Origin of the sequence: Bifidobacterium vansinderenii (genome assembly GCF_002234915.1) — a bacterium.
Taxonomy (GTDB): Bacteria; Actinomycetota; Actinomycetes; order Actinomycetales; family Bifidobacteriaceae; genus Galliscardovia; species Galliscardovia vansinderenii.
In genome coordinates this window covers 17,175-30,640 of record NZ_NEWD01000027.1, presented here as the reverse complement: position 1 = coordinate 30,640, position 13,466 = coordinate 17,175, and the positions used below count along the sequence as shown (strand labels likewise).

Genomic DNA, 13,466 nt, shown 5'->3' with positions numbered 1-13,466 from the left:
ATTCCATCTGGATAGCCCAGAATCGGCGCTATCGAATCCACGTCGTCGAAGCTCCATGTTTTCAGTCCGTTGTACCGGATTGACGCATAGGACCTTGCCTTGCCCAGAGCTCGTGCGAGATCGGCTATCGACACGTCCTTTTGCTCAGCGTCGGCCTTGATGAAGGTTGCTATCGCTCTTGCCGTGCCGCTTACTGGCGGCAGCTGTTCATTTCTAACCATGTCTCGATTGTATCTCATTTGAGACGCTGGAATAAATAGGCGACACGCCGAGCGTCTCATATGAGATTGACAGAATTTTCAATCCGAGTATTCTGATAATCAGAAAGCATCTCATATGAGACGCATGAAAGGACTTTTTAATGACTCGCACATCAGACATCGTCGCTAAGGCGGTAAATGTCAGGCTCACCACTTTAGGCAAGACTGACCAAGAACTAGCGCAGTTCCTCGGGGTGTCCCGCCGATATATAGTTCGCCGAAACTCCTTGGAAACCCCGTGGAGCATCGATGAACTAGACCGAGTGGCCAAATTCCTCGGGATGGGTGATGGCTTCTCGCTTCTGAGCTTTGCTCTGGAAATCGAGAAGGCGGAGCAGAAGGCCAGCAAATCGGCTCTCACCGCGGAGAAGGCGGCGTGACATGAGCGACATCATTTTCACCTTCGCCTGCCATTTCGAGGATGATCCGGACTGGCAGTATCCCATAGCCGGTGGCAAGTTGCACTCGGCCGGACCGGAGAGCAATGCCTTGGTCTCCGTAAAACCCGACATCCCGGACGACATCCGCGACGTGTCCGCAATGATGGCGGAGGCAGTCCTCCGAGCCCTGAAAGCCAAGGACGCCATTGACGGTGACAGTCTCGGGAACGTCACCCGCTCCGACGTCCGCCAGTCCACAACCGAATAATGATTCTTCCCCGTTGGATCGTATGACACTACCCGTGTCCACGTCTCAAAAAACTCGCATGTCACATACCGGCGTGGATCCGATGGGGGATATGGCCTGAAACCGGCATTGTCTTGATCTCTTGGACCACCTGCAAATTTTGGGGACAAGGGTGCCGGCGGATGGCCGCCTAGCCTGCGGGCGCGTCGTGGTTTCGGATCGGTTTGCTCCACGACGTGACGGCACCCAGTCCGATGGTTTCCCTTTCTTCGCATCGGAATGGGCCCGGTTCGAATCCGGGCGCAGGCACGCAGCAATGCAAAAAAGAAAAGCCCCCGATTGCAGCGGGGGCAGTGAAATCAAACACCAATCAGGAGGATACCACCATGAGTCAACCAATGGAACCCCTCGCGGTCAAACGGCCCGAGGCCGCACGACTCCTCAGCGTCAGCGTCGAAACCCTCGACAGTCTCATCCGCAGCGGATCCATCCGCGCCCGCCAGCAGCGCGGAAGCCGCACCATCCTCATCAGCGTCCAAAGCATCCACGAATATCTGGGCGACGTCAAACCGCAGAGGGGAGGCCGTCGATGAGCACGCAGTTCGCACCCCTGAACCCGCCGAAACCACCGACCAAGAAAGGCTCGGCTAACTACAGGCTCACCCGGTGGACGCGCTACGGGCGGATCCTCACCCGCATCGGTTACCTGCTCGTCATCCTGCTCGGCGGACTCCTCGCACTCCTCGCCCTCGCCGGCATCATCTGGTCGGTATGGCTCTACATGCACGGCTACCAGCCATGGGAGGCATACGCGATCGGCATCACCGCATTCCTCGGATTCGCAGGAATCTGGGCATGGAAAGGCGACGAAATATAACCACGGATTTAACAAAAAACAAGCAGAAAAATAAAGGAGAAAATTCGATGACGAAAAAAGCTGCGATTTTCATAGCGAAGGCCAATGATCTGCCTCCGGAATTCCGTGAATCAGCGGATGAATTCCTCAATAAATTCACGGAGCTTGGGGAAACCTCGGAAGATGGACCGAACCTGAACCCTGAACCCGAACGCGGTGCGGGTAAGGGTGCGGGTTGGGAGGACACGCTCCTGCACACGCAGATCATGGCCTACCGTGATCTCACCAGCATGATCGGCCATTACATGGACGTGCTCCAGCACATGATCAACGCCGGCGTCGACTGGGCGTACGTCAAGCAGGTGTTCGAGATCATCACCAAGCTCGCCGCCGCACGCGAACAGCTATGGGAACTCGACTGCCTCAGCAAGGAGGACGACGACAAGTTCCAGGAAGCCGTGGAACGGTTCGTCAACCCGTACTCATCCGATGAGGAGCCGATGTGGTAAGGGTCACGTTCAAACAGGCCGCGAAACAGTCGGGCATGTTCGATGTCCACTCGTTCCGCGGCTCAGGCACCACCAAGAAGAGCCGTGAGGCCGAGTGGCTGAAATTCCGCACGAAGGGCGTCGGCGGGAGTGACATGTCGACGATTCTCGGGTTGAACACATTCGAGACCCCGGCCCGACTCTGGGAGGAGAAGACCGGTCGTCGCACGCCAGACGATATTTCGGACAAGTGGTCCATCGTCAAGGGCAACGCCCTTGAACCGGAGCTGCGCAACCGGTTCAAGAGGATCCATGCCGGCGAACTCGAGACAGTGGACGGCAGCGACAAAAGCCTTGTATCCAAGGAGCACCCCTGCATGCATGCGAGCCTCGACGGACTGCTCTACGACCCCAAGACCGATTCGTACGGAGTGTTGGAAATCAAGACCGCGAACGAATACCGAGGGAAACTCCACTGGCATGACCAGCAGGGCAACCTCGTAATCCCGGACTACTACATGGCGCAGGTGACTCATTATCTTGCAGTCACCGGCTTCACATGGGGGTGGGTCTACGCGGACATCGGCGAGAGCGAGCCTGTGGAGATCCGGTTCGAGCGTGACGAGCAGGATGTGCAGACCGTCATCAACGCCGCCGAGGAATTCTGGCATTTCGTCCAGAACGATGAGATGCCCCAGCTCACCGGTACGGACGTGGACCGAGTCCAGGCGGAACAGCCCTACCCGGAGGGATTCGAACAGATCGAGGACTCTGATTTCGACCAGCTGAGCGCCCTCTACGAGAGCTACGCGCAGGCCGAATCGGACGCCCGCAAATCCAAAGCGAGGATCGCCGACCGGTTGAAACAGCTCGTCGGCGGCCAGCGCGAGGGTCTGATCTCACCGAAATGGCAGGTCGGCTACCGGACCGTGCATTTCAAGGAACAGGCGGCGCGGCCGGCGAAACCCGCATACGACCAGCGTCGCTTCTACGTCAAACAACTCAAGGAGAACTAACTTATGGGACAGCTCACACAGGCCACGCAGGGCCGGCAGATGACCGCCAATACCGCGGAACGTGACATCAGGGACATGGTGCGCGCATCATGGCCGCAGATCCAGCGCGTCATCGGCGGTAATCTCAAGCCCGACATGCTCCTGCAGTACTGCATCAGCTCGATCAACCGTGAACCCGCGTTGCGTAACTGCACGCCGGTAAGCGTGCTCTCCTGCTTCATGCAGTGCGCCGCCCTCGGCCTCAAACCGTCGAACGTGGACGGTCTCGGACAGGCGTACATCCTCCCATACGGCAACAAGAACCATCAGGGAGGCCAGCCCGACGCGACATTCGTGATCGGCTACAAGGGCATGCTCAAGCTGCTCGAAAACAGCGGTATCTACGCGCAGCCGGTCGCCGTCTACGAGGACGACGGCGTGAAACTCAAGATGGATGCGAAAGGCACGCCCTATATCGAATGCCCGGACGAGATCAACCTCGACGCCGATCATTCGCCCGACAAGCTCAAGTTCGTGTTCCTCAGCATCGACCTGCCCAACGGCGGCACCTACGCCGCCTACATGAGCCGCAAGGATCTCGAAGCCTACCGAGACAGGTACGCGCCACGCTCCAAGCGCCGCGGCAACGCGATCAGCGGCCCATGGGCCACGAACTTCGTGGAAATGGGATTGAAGACCCTGATCCGTCGTAGCTTCAAGTACCTGCCGGTCAGCGTCGAAGCCAAGGCCGCCACCACCGTGGACGAGACCACGCCCGACTACTCCGATGTGCTCACCCCGCAGATCACCGACGCCATGACCACCGTCGTTGACACCACGCCCGCCAACGAGCCGGAACCTGAGCCGGAGCCGGAGGAGCAGGCGCCGACCGATCAGCGTGAGGCGAAACTGTTCGACCTGATCAACCGGTTCAAAGCCCTCGGCGTCGCGTCGGAGCAGGAGGCATGCCAGACCGTCTCCAAGATCATCAACCGCACAGTCACCGCGTTCACGGACATGAGCGAGGCCGAGATCGACAAGGTACTCGACGATTTCCAGCACGGCGCACCCGACACCGCAAAGGACGGTGAGTAATGGCCGTCAACATCTGCTTCCAGGGCAACGTGGGCGGCGAACCCCAGACGAGAACCTTCAACAACGGCAGCAGCGTGACCACGTTCAGCGTCGCCGTATCCCAGGGCTATTTCGACAACACGCACCAGTGGGTTGACCAGGGCACGATGTGGATCGACGTGGAATGCGCGCCCGGCGCCGCCAAGCAGCTCCCGTACGTGCACAAGGGCGTCCGAGTCCTCGTCTACGTCCTGTTGTCGCAGCGTTTCTGGACCGACAAGCAGGGTGCGGAGCGCAGCAGTCTCCGCTGCTATGCGCAGGCCCTCGGATTCATCAACAAACAACAGCAGCAGGGTCAGCCGGCACCCGCACAGCAAGCCGGTGGCGGCGACCCATGGGCGGCCGACAACAACGGCGACTACGCATTCTAGGAGGAGATCATGGCAGACAAGCCGAAAAGCCCATGGACCCTGTTGTCCGTGAACCCGCATGTGAACCTCACGGTCAGCGAGATCGAATCCGGACTCTCGTTCGACACCAGACTCACCGTCCGCGTCCGACTCAACAGCGACTATCCCGACAGCGTGCTCGCATGCATGCTGTGGATGGCCGGCCGCTACGTGTTCAACGGCATGGAGGAACTCGACACGTTCCGCGACGATTTCGAGGATCACCCCAGCGAACGCTGGCAGCGGATCATCGACCAGTGGCCGCTCGTGTTCGGCCCGACCGAAACTGCGCTCAAAAAACTGTTCGCCCCGATGAAACCCGTCGTGAAACGACCCCCATGGTCGAAATGCCAGCGCTGCGGCGCCGCGATCTTCGGCTGCGTGGAAGGCATGACCGACATCGAGGAGATCAAACGACTCCTGAAGAACACGCCGGCACCATACTGGTGCCGCTCCTGTGGCCAACGATTCAAATTCACCGGCAAATCACTCTCCTGCACGGACGAATTCACCGTCGAGGAAACCCTCGAATCCATCGAACACGCGTTCCCCACCCAGCAGCCGAGCTTTGACACGCTGCAGATCGAAGCGGGGGAGGACCACGATGACTGATTGGAGACTCGTGAACGAGACGCCGGACGACATGGACGACGACGTGTGTCCCGACTGCGGCAGCCTGTTGGACTCGCTCGGCCGATGCCCCTACTGGCGCGACCACGCCTACGACGAATACGGACTCGAACCATAAAGGGAGCGGGACAATGACACGCAGCAGGGCCAGCGCCAAACAGGCCGGCAGACAACTGGAGCACCAGATGGAACTCTGGCTCCAATGGGCATTCCAAGACGAACGCATCAAACGCTCCCGCCTGCACGGCGCGAAGGACATCGGCGACATCGTCAACCTCTACTACGCAGGCGACAAGGTCACGATCGAATGCAAGAACACCGCCAATTCGCGGACCGGAACGCCGCGCAACGTGTGGGCCGAATTCCAGGAGGCCATGATCGAGGCCGACAACAACGACAGCCCATGGCCGGTGCTCATCAAAAAACGCGACCGGGTGACCGACCGTGACTGGCGGCGTGGAGGCGACCAGCTCGCCATCCTGCGGGAACCCGACGTGTGGAGACTGCAGGAGGGATGCGCAGGCCGCTACCGGTACGCGGAATGGAGTACACCGCACATGAGCAGGCTCGGCCTCATCGGCATGCCCTGCAGCGACGCGTTCACACTGTTCAACCATGGCCTGCCGCTCGGCCCGGAGTAGATCATGCCGCGCACGCCGAAATCCTATGTCGGCTCACGAACCCCGTGGGCCGACAAACCAACCAAACCCACCAGAACGAAAACGGTAAAACCAGCCAAACCGGCGTTCAGCATCGAGGACGCCGTCAGACTGGACCCGTACCTGAGACTGATGATCCACCGCATGAGGAAAGGAACATGGCATGGCCGATAGGAAGGGCTACGCCCGCCTGAGCAATGGCTTCTACGCGAACACCAAGGTTCGCAAGCTCATGCGCCGCAATCCGTGCGCCATCGCCGTGTACGTATGCGCCATCTCCTACTGCTCCGACCGTCTCACGGACGGACTGATCAGCGAGGACGACCTCATGTTCCAGTGTGATGCCGAGATGCAGGACATCGACGACCTGGTGGCCTGCGGCATGCTCGATGCCATGGACGACGGCGCCTACCGGATCCACGACTATCTCGTGCATCAGTCCAGCAGGGAACAGGTGGAAAACACGGCCGAACGCGAGCGGAACAAGAAGCGCCGCCAGCGCGAGGCGCGGGACAATTCCGATGTCCCGCCAGTGTCCCCTGAATGTCCCGCCGATGTCCCCGACGTGTCCCGTGGGGACAATTCAAATGTCCCCACGATGTCCCCCGGGGACAATTCCGATGTCCCGCCAGTGTCCCCTGAATGTCCCGCCGATGTCCCCGACGTGTCCCGTGGGGACAATTCAAATGTCCCCACGATGTCCCCCGGGGACAATTCCGATGTCCCGCCAGTGTCCCCACGGGACTGTTTAACCAAGAACCAAGAACCAATAACCAATAACCAAGAATCAAATATCCTCCCCCAAACCCCCTCCGTCGAGGGGGCCGGCGAGGAGGAGCAGGAGACCGAGGCCATCCGGGAGAACACGGCCGATCACGCGATCAGCTTCGAGCAGGCGCAGGAGATCGTCCGCCGGGTACGCGAGTTCTACCCGGCGGTGAAGTTCCGCGGCCGCTCGTATGAGCCGGGCATCATCCTGCAGTCGGACGCGATCCTGCGCGTCGCCGGCCAGCAGCCGGACATCGTCGACTGGTTCGTTGATCGCTGCCGCGCGTACGTCGAGCATCAGTCGGAGCCGCGGTATGTGACGGAGTTCGCGACCTACGTGCGCGGCGGCGGACCGTCCGGCAAGCGCCCCTACTGGGAGATCGACTGGGCGTCCGAGCCCATGCCGCCGGATCCGAAGGCCGAAGCCGAGGCGAAGCGGCATGAGCGGAACATGAGCGACGTGGACTACCTGTGCCGCAACTGGCGGGACGAGGAATGCCAGCTCGCCGCCCTGGAACTGCCCGAGAAGGCGCAGGCATTGGCGCGTGCTCGCTACCCGGACGAGTGGTACAAGCTGTGGCGCCGCGGCACCAAACTCAAGGAACGCGAAAAACAGGCCACCAAGACGCCGAAAGACACGCACCCTAGTACTTCTACCGGAGTGCCATAAAAAACGCTTGGCGACGTCACTACGTGAAGATTTGAGGCATGCAAGCACAACAGGAAAGAACACGAATGAACCCACTAGACACACCAGCATGGCTACGCGACCTCGCCATACAGGCCATGCAACAACTCCACCTAACCAACCAAACCCCGGCCGAAGCATGCGTCCTCGGATACATCTCCGGCTGGATGACAGCCCTCGACTGGACCCTCAACCAACTCCAAGGAGACCCTGATGACGATGCGTGACGGACTCTACATCGACGCATTCGGCGACCTCTGGATCATCGCCGACGACACCGCCCAACTCATCCGCGAAAACGGCAAATGGATGACAGCGGGTGACATGCGATACGAAAGCACCAGCCGCGTATACCCCTGCAAAACCAACGATCCCAAGTTCACCAGCCGCGCACCACACACCAGAATCGAGATCCAATGAACGTCAGCGAATCCATCAACTGGAAGCCCCTGACCGCCGACCAACTCGACGGACGACGATTCATCGCTCGCACATGGACAGGCAGCGTCATCGACAGCCACCTGACCATCCACCACATCGGACCCATGACCATCATGACCGACCAGGACTTCCAAATCCCCATCATCCTGATCGGCGCTCCGACCCAGTCAAACACGCTCGGACTCACCCTCCGATCCATCAACGTCCTCAAGGAGCGCATATGACCAACCAAGTGAAAAAATCCACCAAGGCCAAGATCCTCCGATGGGTGCAGAACGGATACTCGATCGACGAAATCATGCCATACGTACCGACCCTCACCCGACAGCACGTCGAGGCCATCATCCGCGAATCCGAAAAGAAGGAGCGGCAATGAGCCGGCAGATCACGAAAGGCAAGCCGGTCCCACCCGGCAGGATCGGCGACGTGATACTCGCCAACGAATGGCTCGCCCACCAGCTCGGCCGACCCCTACGCGCCGCCGAAGCCCAAACCTTCGGACGCATGTGCCTCGAAGCATTGCGCCGCAGATACGGGCAGAATCTGGAACCATACACGATTCGAGTCGGCGAGGAATCCAGCCAAAGAACCGCGTACCTGCATCCAGAAAACCAGCCAATCCTCATGACCGCACTCAACCAATACCGGCAATGCAAAAGCTACAAACGCATCGAAGCCCAAATCCGGGCGGAACAGGAGAACCAAGCATGATGAATCCCAACGAACTCGGCACGATCATCGGCAAAGCCATCAGCCAGGGCGCAAGCGTCAGCATCGAATTCCACCCACGCGACTATTCCGACACCGCGGACGAGCCGCGCCTGTTCCCGAGCGGCAGGCCTGTACACGACGACAAGGAGGAGGAGCTCGGATGAGCGTCGGCGGCTTCCTGCTCATCCTGCTTGCGGTCGCCCTGTTCCTCGCACTGCTCATGCTCACCACGACCGCATGCATGGTCATCCTGCACCGAGAATTCGACTGGAATCCGTTCACCACCAGAAAGCAAAGAAAATCATGGGAATCTACACGACCGAACCACACCACGTTTTAACCACCGACGACATCATCCACGACTACGCCCGCGCGTTCGCATCGGACCCCGACGACATCGACGAGCGCACCCGACAGTTCCTCCAATGGCTCAAACGCCACGACCGGGCCGCCATGGCCCAAGCATGGACGCTCGGCACCATATACGGCATGAACGCGGTAAAAGCCGCCGCCGACTCAGTCCGCATCGACCCCATCAACGAAAACCCCTACATCGGCAAGGAAAACCAATGAGCGCTACAACAGACCTCCTGCTGGACAAGATTCGGAACGACTATGCAGATCTCTTAGACGAAAGTTTCACCACGACATTCACCGACGATGCCATGTACGTGATGTCCGCCTCCATCATTCACATCGCAGAAACCATGGAATATATCGCAAAAACCCTAGGAAACATCGACAAGCAATTGCAGACGAACATGGCCAGGGCATGGCGAGAAGGCTATGACGCGCACACACCGGCCGGCATGGTCGGCCCAGACCATCTAGGCGCCTACCACGCGCCGACCAACCCATACGACAACAGTCAACCGGAGGAATCATGATCGCCCTGCTCACCATCGGCATCGCCATCACGATCGTCCTCGGATTCGGCGTACCAATATGGCTGCTCGTCAGCAAAAGCGAAGGTCTCATAGACATGATGCTTGCAATCATCATCACGCTCACGGGATGGGCGGTCGTGGCAATGGTCCTGCTCATCTCCTACAGCATCGCCGATAAGATCATGCCCCTCATCGGATAACAAAAAAGCTGGTTCCACGGGCAAATAGAGTCAGAAAACCGTGGAACCAGCAGCCGGATCACTGAGCAAGATGCAAGATGAATGGAAGAAACCCAGCCAAACCATCATCATACACGAACGGTTCGGAGGCCACCACCATGTCATGCCAGCATTGCGGCACACCAGTCACACCACCATGGACCCTCTGCCCCACATGCAGGAAACAATACGCTAGAACACTCCACCAACTCAGCCAAACCATGCTCCGGCTCCAGGCCATCGCCCACCACGACTACAAAATCACCGAAGGCCACGGCACCACGGACGGATTCGCACCCATCCCAGTCAACATGACCGCCATCGACATGCTTGACGATGCGGAACAGCTCCTGCAGGACATGCTCAACGAAACCGGCATCGAATCCCGCCCCCGATGGCAACGCATCCTCCGCTGGATCCCCAAACACATACCCGACCTGTGCAAAGCATCACGCGCCGGCCACTACCTCGAAGCATGCGCCAGCACCCTGCTCCGAATCCAACCCATCACCGACCGAATCCCACGCAAACAACACCTGATCGGCCAATGCCCACACTGCAACCGACCCATCAACGCAGCACCAAAAGACGAATGGAAAATCTGCAAATGCGGCCACCTACTCGACCTCACCATCATCCGACACGACAGCCGACAACTCGTCAACCGACTCCACAAAACCATGACACCAGCGGAATGCTCGAAATGGCTGCAGGACGAATACGGGCTGAAAGTCAACCGCAAGACCATCAGCACATGGATCAACCGCGGCCAACTTCCATCCAGCAAACGAGTAGAAGACGGCTACTGGGAATTCAATGTCCACGAAATACTCACTCTCGCGGAATCGTTGCAAACAAAGGGTGAATCCACCCCGTGATATAATGACGAACGTCATCACTATGCAAGCCTCGGGATACCACGTATCACCGAGGCTTTCGCATATCCGGGCATGAGCCCATAACCATTTTTTCTGTTCATAACCACCCGGAAGGGTGGTTTTTTATGCCCAAACACAGGCTACAGGGGAGTAGGCATGGCCAAACAAACAAAACATAATCTCCGGTACGTCCATCCAGTCAACGACCCTGACAACAAGCCGGTCAGGCAGTTTATCGACCAGGTGCAATTCGTCGACGCCGACGGCAATCCCGTCGACATCACCGCTGGCGGTGGCGGTGGCGCCGGTACTCCCGGTCCGAAGGGAGAAAAGGGTGATCCGGGCCCCAAGGGCGACCCGGGCGAGCAGGGTGAGCAGGGCGAGCCCGGTCCGAAGGGAGATCCCGGCCGATCGTTCCGCGTCGCGAACGTGGATGTCCTGTCGAACACGGATGTCGCCAAGTCGGCGATCACGCCGAACGACAGCATTCTGGTCGGTGACATCATCATCGACAATGCGGGCGACGCCTACTCGGTGACCGCCCTCGCCGCGAACACCGTGCATGTGAGCAACGCGATCGCCAACTACAGCCTGAAGGGGCCGAAGGGCGATCCGGGCGCGAAGGGCGAGGATGGCAAGGGCATCGAGATCGCCGGCAGCGTGGCCACCAAGGCCAACCTGCCCAAGAATCTCACCGCCGCCGACGCCGGCAAGGCGTATCTCGCGGAGGACGACGGCCTCCTGTACGTGTGGAGTGGCACCGCGTTCCCCGAAACCGGCACACAGTTCAAGGGCCCCAAGGGCGACACCGGTGCGACTGGCCCGGCTGGTGTGACCAGCGCCACCGTCACGACGCTGGCCGCGGGCGCGACGCCCACCGTCGTGCTCAACAAGGGCGTGCTCGCCCTCGGCATCCCCGCCGGAGCCAAGGGCGACAAGGGCGACCCCGGCGCGAAGGGTGATCTTGGCCCCACGGGCCCCACCGGCAAGACGGGTGATCCCGGTCCGGCCGGCGCACGAGGCAACACCATCACCACCGGAACCGGCGCGCCAACGGACGTGTCGAACGCGCAGGCCGGCGACATCTACATTGATACCGCCACCGGCAACTACTACGCCGTGCAGACGGCCTGAGAGGGGAGGATTAGCGTATGCCTGATCAGACTCTGGCATGGAAGCTGCTCGGCACCCTCAAGGGGCCCAAGGGCGACACCGGTCCCAAGGGAGAAAAAGGCGACCCCGGCTCCGGCGGATCCGGCACTGGGGGCGCCCCCGACTTCACCGCCATCGCCGACCACTACGAGTTCATCGACTTGGTCAGCGAACTCGGCCTCGACACGACCGGCAAGACCGACATCAGCACGGCGGTCAACAAGAGACTGGAACGCTCGATCGGCTGGGCCGATGACGCGAAGACCACGGTCAAGGCCGTGCAGCATTACGTCATCCTCATCACGAGTGGCACGTATCTGGTGGACTCGCCGATCTTCATTAACTCGATGGACATGATCGTGCCCATCGGCGAGGTCACGTTCCTCAACAACGGCGCGCAGGGCAACTTCATCAGGAACGATTCCGTCGGCTCGGACACGATCGGCAAGGAGATCGGCAACCCCACCATCATCGTCTACTCCGATGGTCGCAGCGACCATTTCAATTACTGGACGCTGATATCGGGCGCGTTCGGCTCTTTCCGCATCATGGGCAATCTTAACGGCAACAGGTCCTCGGACTATCTCGACTGGAACGCGGTCGGCGCGGGCATCTACCTGCAGCCGTCCTACCAGTGGGAGTTGCAGCATCCCGACGAGACCAAATGGCCGAGCCTGAACATCGAACAGACCAGGTTCGACAACTGCGTGTTCGAGCAGCTCGCCTACGGGTGCCTGCTCAAGCAACGCGACACCTACTGCCTGACGTGGAATCACTGCCACTTCAATCTGAACGTCGTGCACGTCGGTGAGGCGCCGAGCTCCTACACGGGCGGAAACTTCGGCGAACATTTACTGTTCCTGGACTGCAATTTCAGCCAGGGCCAGTGGGGCGTCGCCTTCATGAGCAAAAAGATGAACGAGTCGTACCAGCTCGCCGGCGAATACGTGTTCATGGGATGTCGCATGGATTTCGTGTCCTCGCAGATCTACAATCCGCAGAACTACGACTGGGGCAAGTGGGGGTTCGCGCAGAACACGAACTACTGGCCGCCCCAGTACATCGGCTGCCATATCGAACAGACATGGTTCCTCAACGTGTCCAACGGCGTGTTCCGATCCTGCACGTTCCTCGAGGGCGACAGCAAGTGGATCCAGGCGGCGACCGAATATGTGGACATCGACGAGTCCTGCACCCTGCAGGGCTCCGGCGTGTTCTACATGCCCTGGGCGCAGAAGCGCAAGGCGTCGATGCCGGTTATGAACTTCCTGGGCAACCGGGCCAACACGAAGAAGGACACGCCTGACGCGACGGTCAAGAGCGCGTTTCCCACGCTGAACAAGGTCACCATCGGCGCGACCAAGAAGTTCAACAACACGGACTACGTGGCCTGCTCGTTCGACGCGGACGACTCCTACATGGAGTCTTTCAGCCTCGCCGGGCACGTCATGCCGCACGGGTTCGTCATCGACAGTCAGCATGACGGCGACACTGCGCCGAAGCCCACCATCGGCATGACGTTCGCGGACGGGGAGACCGTCACGCAGACCCCGACCCTCAACGCGGGCTATCAGAGCGTGTCGGTCGGCTATGCCCACAAGAGCGGCGTCCCGTACAAGTATCGGATCCAACTGCCCAAGGGCAGCGTCCTGTACATCGCCGACGTTGCACTGCAGTGAGGAGGT

At 59.8% G+C, this 13,466-nt stretch carries 25 protein-coding genes; 24 read left to right on the top strand and 1 reads right to left on the bottom strand.

Annotation, left to right across the window (positions count from 1 at the left end):
* On the bottom strand, window positions 1-221 hold a 221-nt coding region (locus Tam10B_RS13035; RefSeq protein ID WP_143248627.1), incomplete at its 3' end, for a hypothetical protein.
* 140 nt (window positions 222-361) lie between these two features.
* On the opposite strand from Tam10B_RS13035, the gene Tam10B_RS09480 reads away from it, so the two are divergent.
* From Tam10B_RS09480 to Tam10B_RS09375, 24 genes are all read left to right on the top strand, one after another.
* A complete protein-coding gene (locus tag Tam10B_RS09480; RefSeq protein ID WP_093961007.1) occupies window positions 362-640 on the top strand; it encodes a helix-turn-helix domain-containing protein in 279 nt (92 codons plus the stop codon).
* Window position 641: 1 nt separating this feature from the next.
* Window positions 642-908: a hypothetical protein gene (locus Tam10B_RS09475; protein WP_093961006.1), complete on the top strand. Its 267-nt coding sequence runs from the start codon at window positions 642-644 to the stop codon at window positions 906-908.
* 365 nt (window positions 909-1,273) lie between these two features.
* Window positions 1,274-1,480 carry a helix-turn-helix domain-containing protein gene (locus Tam10B_RS13300; protein WP_158214191.1) on the top strand — a complete coding sequence of 69 codons (207 nt, stop codon included), beginning with the start codon at window positions 1,274-1,276 and terminating at the stop codon, window positions 1,478-1,480.
* Window positions 1,477-1,764 (top strand): hypothetical protein, encoded by a 288-nt coding sequence (locus Tam10B_RS09465; protein WP_093961004.1) that lies wholly within the window; start codon window positions 1,477-1,479, stop codon window positions 1,762-1,764. The genes Tam10B_RS13300 and Tam10B_RS09465 overlap by 4 nt, the downstream gene beginning before the upstream one ends.
* Before the next feature lie 47 nt (window positions 1,765-1,811).
* Entirely contained in the window at window positions 1,812-2,252 is a 441-nt protein-coding gene (locus Tam10B_RS09460; protein ID WP_093961003.1) for a hypothetical protein, read from the top strand.
* The gene (locus Tam10B_RS09455) at window positions 2,246-3,247 is read left to right on the top strand and encodes a YqaJ viral recombinase family nuclease (protein WP_093961002.1); all 1,002 of its coding nucleotides are present in this window, start codon (window positions 2,246-2,248) and stop codon (window positions 3,245-3,247) included. The genes Tam10B_RS09460 and Tam10B_RS09455 overlap by 7 nt, the downstream gene beginning before the upstream one ends.
* A gap of 3 nt (window positions 3,248-3,250) precedes the next feature.
* The gene (locus tag Tam10B_RS09450; protein WP_093961001.1) at window positions 3,251-4,321 is read left to right on the top strand and encodes a recombinase RecT; all 1,071 of its coding nucleotides are present in this window, start codon (window positions 3,251-3,253) and stop codon (window positions 4,319-4,321) included.
* Window positions 4,321-4,731, top strand: coding sequence for a single-stranded DNA-binding protein (locus Tam10B_RS09445; protein WP_093961000.1), 411 nt, complete (start codon window positions 4,321-4,323; stop codon window positions 4,729-4,731). Before Tam10B_RS09450 ends, Tam10B_RS09445 begins: the two co-directional genes overlap by 1 nt.
* Before the next feature lie 9 nt (window positions 4,732-4,740).
* Window positions 4,741-5,361 (top strand): DUF2321 domain-containing protein, encoded by a 621-nt coding sequence (locus Tam10B_RS09440; RefSeq protein ID WP_093960999.1) that lies wholly within the window; start codon window positions 4,741-4,743, stop codon window positions 5,359-5,361.
* Complete coding sequence (locus Tam10B_RS13295; protein ID WP_158214190.1) at window positions 5,354-5,497, top strand: hypothetical protein; 144 nt, start codon at window positions 5,354-5,356, stop codon at window positions 5,495-5,497. The genes Tam10B_RS09440 and Tam10B_RS13295 overlap by 8 nt, the downstream gene beginning before the upstream one ends.
* A 13-nt stretch (window positions 5,498-5,510) precedes the next feature.
* Window positions 5,511-6,020 carry a hypothetical protein gene (locus Tam10B_RS09435; RefSeq protein WP_093960998.1) on the top strand — a complete coding sequence of 170 codons (510 nt, stop codon included), beginning with the start codon at window positions 5,511-5,513 and terminating at the stop codon, window positions 6,018-6,020.
* A gap of 181 nt (window positions 6,021-6,201) precedes the next feature.
* Complete coding sequence (locus Tam10B_RS09430) at window positions 6,202-7,476, top strand: hypothetical protein (RefSeq protein ID WP_093960997.1); 1,275 nt, start codon at window positions 6,202-6,204, stop codon at window positions 7,474-7,476.
* 231 nt (window positions 7,477-7,707) lie between these two features.
* Window positions 7,708-7,914, top strand: coding sequence for a hypothetical protein (locus Tam10B_RS09420; RefSeq protein WP_093960995.1), 207 nt, complete (start codon window positions 7,708-7,710; stop codon window positions 7,912-7,914).
* Window positions 7,911-8,159, top strand: coding sequence for a hypothetical protein (locus tag Tam10B_RS09415; RefSeq protein WP_093960994.1), 249 nt, complete (start codon window positions 7,911-7,913; stop codon window positions 8,157-8,159). Before Tam10B_RS09420 ends, Tam10B_RS09415 begins: the two co-directional genes overlap by 4 nt.
* Window positions 8,156-8,311 (top strand): DUF433 domain-containing protein, encoded by a 156-nt coding sequence (locus Tam10B_RS13025; RefSeq protein WP_143248625.1) that lies wholly within the window; start codon window positions 8,156-8,158, stop codon window positions 8,309-8,311. Before Tam10B_RS09415 ends, Tam10B_RS13025 begins: the two co-directional genes overlap by 4 nt.
* A complete protein-coding gene (locus Tam10B_RS09410) occupies window positions 8,308-8,646 on the top strand; it encodes a hypothetical protein (RefSeq protein WP_093960993.1) in 339 nt (112 codons plus the stop codon). Before Tam10B_RS13025 ends, Tam10B_RS09410 begins: the two co-directional genes overlap by 4 nt.
* Window positions 8,643-8,810 (top strand): hypothetical protein, encoded by a 168-nt coding sequence (locus Tam10B_RS13290; RefSeq protein ID WP_158214189.1) that lies wholly within the window; start codon window positions 8,643-8,645, stop codon window positions 8,808-8,810. Before Tam10B_RS09410 ends, Tam10B_RS13290 begins: the two co-directional genes overlap by 4 nt.
* On the top strand, window positions 8,807-8,986 hold the full coding sequence (locus Tam10B_RS09405; protein WP_093960992.1) for a hypothetical protein: 180 nt from the start codon (window positions 8,807-8,809) through the stop codon (window positions 8,984-8,986). The genes Tam10B_RS13290 and Tam10B_RS09405 overlap by 4 nt, the downstream gene beginning before the upstream one ends.
* Window positions 8,950-9,219, top strand: a complete 270-nt coding sequence (locus Tam10B_RS09400; protein ID WP_093960991.1) for a hypothetical protein — start codon at window positions 8,950-8,952, stop codon at window positions 9,217-9,219. Before Tam10B_RS09405 ends, Tam10B_RS09400 begins: the two co-directional genes overlap by 37 nt.
* Window positions 9,216-9,533: a hypothetical protein gene (locus Tam10B_RS09395; protein WP_093960990.1), complete on the top strand. Its 318-nt coding sequence runs from the start codon at window positions 9,216-9,218 to the stop codon at window positions 9,531-9,533. The genes Tam10B_RS09400 and Tam10B_RS09395 overlap by 4 nt, the downstream gene beginning before the upstream one ends.
* Window positions 9,530-9,733, top strand: coding sequence for a hypothetical protein (locus Tam10B_RS09390; protein WP_093960989.1), 204 nt, complete (start codon window positions 9,530-9,532; stop codon window positions 9,731-9,733). The genes Tam10B_RS09395 and Tam10B_RS09390 overlap by 4 nt, the downstream gene beginning before the upstream one ends.
* A 239-nt stretch (window positions 9,734-9,972) precedes the next feature.
* Complete coding sequence (locus Tam10B_RS13605) at window positions 9,973-10,629, top strand: hypothetical protein (protein WP_233133682.1); 657 nt, start codon at window positions 9,973-9,975, stop codon at window positions 10,627-10,629.
* 156 nt (window positions 10,630-10,785) lie between these two features.
* Window positions 10,786-11,763 (top strand): collagen-like triple helix repeat-containing protein, encoded by a 978-nt coding sequence (locus tag Tam10B_RS09380; RefSeq protein WP_143248624.1) that lies wholly within the window; start codon window positions 10,786-10,788, stop codon window positions 11,761-11,763.
* Window positions 11,764-11,780: 17 nt separating this feature from the next.
* A complete protein-coding gene (locus tag Tam10B_RS09375; protein ID WP_093960987.1) occupies window positions 11,781-13,460 on the top strand; it encodes a hypothetical protein in 1,680 nt (559 codons plus the stop codon).
* Window positions 13,461-13,466: the final 6 nt, after the last annotated feature.

Excerpts from the sequence above, each read along its gene's own strand:
- Tam10B_RS09415 (WP_093960994.1), top strand. The coding sequence starts at position 7,911 with ATGAACGTCAGCGAATCCATCAACTGGAAGCCCCTGACCGCCGACCAA.
- Tam10B_RS09410 (WP_093960993.1), top strand. The coding sequence starts at position 8,308 with ATGAGCCGGCAGATCACGAAAGGCAAGCCGGTCCCACCCGGCAGGATC.
- Tam10B_RS09465 (WP_093961004.1), top strand. The coding sequence starts at position 1,477 with ATGAGCACGCAGTTCGCACCCCTGAACCCGCCGAAACCACCGACCAAG.
- Tam10B_RS13290 (WP_158214189.1), top strand. The coding sequence starts at position 8,643 with ATGATGAATCCCAACGAACTCGGCACGATCATCGGCAAAGCCATCAGC.
- Tam10B_RS09430 (WP_093960997.1), top strand. The coding sequence starts at position 6,202 with ATGGCCGATAGGAAGGGCTACGCCCGCCTGAGCAATGGCTTCTACGCG.
- Tam10B_RS09380 (WP_143248624.1), top strand. The coding sequence starts at position 10,786 with ATGGCCAAACAAACAAAACATAATCTCCGGTACGTCCATCCAGTCAAC.
- Tam10B_RS09475 (WP_093961006.1), top strand. The coding sequence starts at position 642 with ATGAGCGACATCATTTTCACCTTCGCCTGCCATTTCGAGGATGATCCG.
- Tam10B_RS09480 (WP_093961007.1), top strand. The coding sequence starts at position 362 with ATGACTCGCACATCAGACATCGTCGCTAAGGCGGTAAATGTCAGGCTC.
- Tam10B_RS09420 (WP_093960995.1), top strand. The coding sequence starts at position 7,708 with ATGACGATGCGTGACGGACTCTACATCGACGCATTCGGCGACCTCTGG.
- Tam10B_RS09400 (WP_093960991.1), top strand. The coding sequence starts at position 8,950 with ATGGGAATCTACACGACCGAACCACACCACGTTTTAACCACCGACGAC.
- Tam10B_RS09460 (WP_093961003.1), top strand. The coding sequence starts at position 1,812 with ATGACGAAAAAAGCTGCGATTTTCATAGCGAAGGCCAATGATCTGCCT.
- Tam10B_RS13295 (WP_158214190.1), top strand. The coding sequence starts at position 5,354 with ATGACTGATTGGAGACTCGTGAACGAGACGCCGGACGACATGGACGAC.
- Tam10B_RS09445 (WP_093961000.1), top strand. The coding sequence starts at position 4,321 with ATGGCCGTCAACATCTGCTTCCAGGGCAACGTGGGCGGCGAACCCCAG.
- Tam10B_RS09405 (WP_093960992.1), top strand. The coding sequence starts at position 8,807 with ATGAGCGTCGGCGGCTTCCTGCTCATCCTGCTTGCGGTCGCCCTGTTC.
- Tam10B_RS09450 (WP_093961001.1), top strand. The coding sequence starts at position 3,251 with ATGGGACAGCTCACACAGGCCACGCAGGGCCGGCAGATGACCGCCAAT.
- Tam10B_RS09395 (WP_093960990.1), top strand. The coding sequence starts at position 9,216 with ATGAGCGCTACAACAGACCTCCTGCTGGACAAGATTCGGAACGACTAT.
- Tam10B_RS13025 (WP_143248625.1), top strand. The coding sequence starts at position 8,156 with ATGACCAACCAAGTGAAAAAATCCACCAAGGCCAAGATCCTCCGATGG.
- Tam10B_RS13605 (WP_233133682.1), top strand. The coding sequence starts at position 9,973 with ATGCTCCGGCTCCAGGCCATCGCCCACCACGACTACAAAATCACCGAA.
- Tam10B_RS13300 (WP_158214191.1), top strand. The coding sequence starts at position 1,274 with ATGAGTCAACCAATGGAACCCCTCGCGGTCAAACGGCCCGAGGCCGCA.
- Tam10B_RS09390 (WP_093960989.1), top strand. The coding sequence starts at position 9,530 with ATGATCGCCCTGCTCACCATCGGCATCGCCATCACGATCGTCCTCGGA.
- Tam10B_RS09375 (WP_093960987.1), top strand. The coding sequence starts at position 11,781 with ATGCCTGATCAGACTCTGGCATGGAAGCTGCTCGGCACCCTCAAGGGG.
- Tam10B_RS09435 (WP_093960998.1), top strand. The coding sequence starts at position 5,511 with ATGACACGCAGCAGGGCCAGCGCCAAACAGGCCGGCAGACAACTGGAG.
- Tam10B_RS09440 (WP_093960999.1), top strand. The coding sequence starts at position 4,741 with ATGGCAGACAAGCCGAAAAGCCCATGGACCCTGTTGTCCGTGAACCCG.